A 2,546-nucleotide genomic window follows, 5' to 3' on the forward strand; every position below is an offset into this window, starting at 1 on the left:
GCGAAACTTTATATAGACTTTCAAAAAAGTACAAAGTTAGTGTTAAAGATTTGGAAGAAATGAACCCTGAAATTATTGCTAATTTACCTATCGGATATGAAGTTGTAATTAAAAAAGGAGATGTAGAGTTAGCAAAGCATCAAAATGAGATTGTAAGTGGTCCAAAAGATATTGAAGAGCTTTCTCCAGAAAATATGTCTAAAGCCGAATTTTTAATTGCTGTAGCTTCACAACATATTGGAACTAGATATAGAGGTGGTGGAACTACTAGTGCTGGTTTTGATTGCTCTGGATTAATGTTTTCTACTTTTAAACATATTGATATGACTTTGCCTCGTTCTTCAAGTTCAATGGCGGTAGGAGCGGGTTATAAAATTGACAGAAGTCAAGCACAAAAAGGCGATTTAATTTTCTTTACAACCAATGGTAGAGGGAGTATTAATCACGTGGGAATGATTACTGAAATTAATGGTGATGAAATTAAGTTTATTCATTCCTCAGTGCAGGCTGGAGTTATAATTTCATCCACGGAAGAACCTTACTACAAAAAACGTTTCATTCAAATTAATCGTGTTTTAGAAAATAATCGATAGTTTTTTACATGATATTTATCATTTTACTTCCAGCTACTAGCATGTAAATTCGTAACTTTTAAAAGTTAAGTCATGAAAGTAGAACAAATTTATACAGGTTGTATTGCGCATGCTGCTTATTACGTTGAAAATAATGGTGAAGCCGCTATTTTTGATCCATTAAGAGAAGTTCAACCTTATATTGATCGTGCTAAAAAAGATAATGCTAAAATCAAATATGTTTTTGAAACGCATTTTCATGCTGATTTTGTCAGCGGTCATCTAGATTTAAAAGCAAAAACGGGAGCTCAAATTGTTTTTGGCCCTACAGCAAAACCTAATTATGATGCTTTAATTGCCTCTGATGGACAAATTTTTACCATTGGAAATTATAAAATAAAAGCCATTCATACGCCTGGTCATACCATGGAAAGTACAACGTACTTGTTGATTGATGAAAACGATAAGGAACATGGAATTATCTCAGGCGATACTTTGTTTATTGGTGATGTAGGTCGCCCTGATTTAGCCCAACACGTGGTTGCCGATTTAACTCAAGATAAATTAGCGCGCTTATTGTATCATTCACTCCGTGAGAGAATTATACCGCTTTCTGATGACTTAATTGTGTATCCAAATCATGGAGCTGGTAGTGCTTGTGGAAAAAACATGAGTAAGGAAACTACAGATACTTTAGGAAATCAAAAACGAACTAATTATGCGCTTCGATCAGATATGACAGAAGACGAATTTGTAAATGAATTACTTACGGGATTAACAACACCACCAGGTTATTTTCCAAAAAATGTATTACTGAATTTAAAAGGATATGAATCGTTAGATAAAGTTATTGAAAAAGCTAAAAAGCCTTTGAATCCAAATGATTTTGAAACTTTAGCAAATGTTTCCGGAGCTTTAATTTTAGACACTAGAAATGCCAATGATTTTGCAAATGGGTTTATTCCAAATAGCATTAATATTGGAATCGATGGAAGTTTTGCTATGTGGGTAGGAGAGATGATAACCGATATCAATCAAGCAATTCTTTTGGTAACTGATTCTGGTAGGGAAGAAGAATGTATGATCCGACTTTCAAGAGTTGGGTATGATAATACTATCGGTTATTTAGAAGGTGGATTTGAAGCTTGGAAAAAAGCTGGAAAAGAAACTGATTCTCTAAAAAGAATTACAGGTGAACAATTAGAAGTAATGCTTCAAGCAAAAGATTTACCATTATTTGATGTTCGTAAGAAAAGTGAAATCGATTCAGAACATTTATTGAATTCGGTAAATATTCCATTGAACCAATTGAATACTAAATTAGATAGCTTTCCTAAAGATAAAACCTTTGTGATTTACTGCGCAGGTGGTTATCGCAGTATGATAGCAGCTTCCATTTTAAAACAAAGAGGTTTTGATAATTTTATGGATGTTTCGGGTGGTTTTAATGAAATTGCTAAGACAACTCAATTACCTAAAACGGTTTATGTTTGTCCTTCAACTCTGTTATAAAATAAATAAACCGCTTAAAAGCGGTTTATTTATTTATGAAAAAAATTAATTATCTTTTAAAAAGTTAAAAATTTCATCTTTTAGAAATACACGATCTTTTCTCAGATGTGATAATTCATCATCCATTGCTAGTTCTTCGTCTTTTTCAATTTTATATATTTTTTCATCTAATTCCGTATACGAATGAAGTAAAACTTGAAATTCATCATTGTGATGATACAAGTCTTTAATCTTGTCAGCGTATTCTGGAAAATCTTGGTAAATAGGGTGTTTAGTTATCATAATGCTGGTTTTTAAGTTTCTATACTCAAAGTTACTTATAAAAAAACAGCCTTGATATGATATTTATCATTTTAAATAAAAAATCCTTACAAGGTTAATGTAAGGATTGTAAAATAATGTTTATTAATTATATGGGTTCTGCATACAAATCAAATTCTGTAGCGTCTGTTACTTTTAAAT

At 31.7% G+C, this 2,546-nt stretch carries 3 protein-coding genes; 2 read left to right on the forward strand and 1 reads right to left on the reverse strand.

Going from position 1 to position 2,546, the window contains the following annotated elements; translation table 11 throughout:
- On the forward strand, nt 1-593 hold a 593-nt coding region (locus B4I81_RS05775), incomplete at its 5' end, for a C40 family peptidase (RefSeq protein ID WP_291108646.1).
- Nucleotides 594-665: 72 nt separating this feature from the next.
- On the forward strand, nt 666-2,084 hold the full coding sequence (locus B4I81_RS05780; protein WP_291108648.1) for an MBL fold metallo-hydrolase: 1,419 nt from the start codon (nt 666-668) through the stop codon (nt 2,082-2,084).
- Nucleotides 2,085-2,129: 45 nt separating this feature from the next.
- On the opposite strand, the gene B4I81_RS05785 is transcribed toward B4I81_RS05780, so the two are convergent.
- Nucleotides 2,130-2,366, reverse strand: coding sequence for a YdcH family protein (locus B4I81_RS05785; RefSeq protein ID WP_291108650.1), 237 nt, complete (start codon nt 2,364-2,366; stop codon nt 2,130-2,132).
- Nucleotides 2,367-2,546: the final 180 nt, after the last annotated feature.

The sequence above is a fragment of the Flavobacterium sp. UBA6195 genome, assembly GCF_002422095.1.
In the GTDB taxonomy this organism is placed as follows: domain Bacteria; phylum Bacteroidota; class Bacteroidia; order Flavobacteriales; family Flavobacteriaceae; genus Flavobacterium.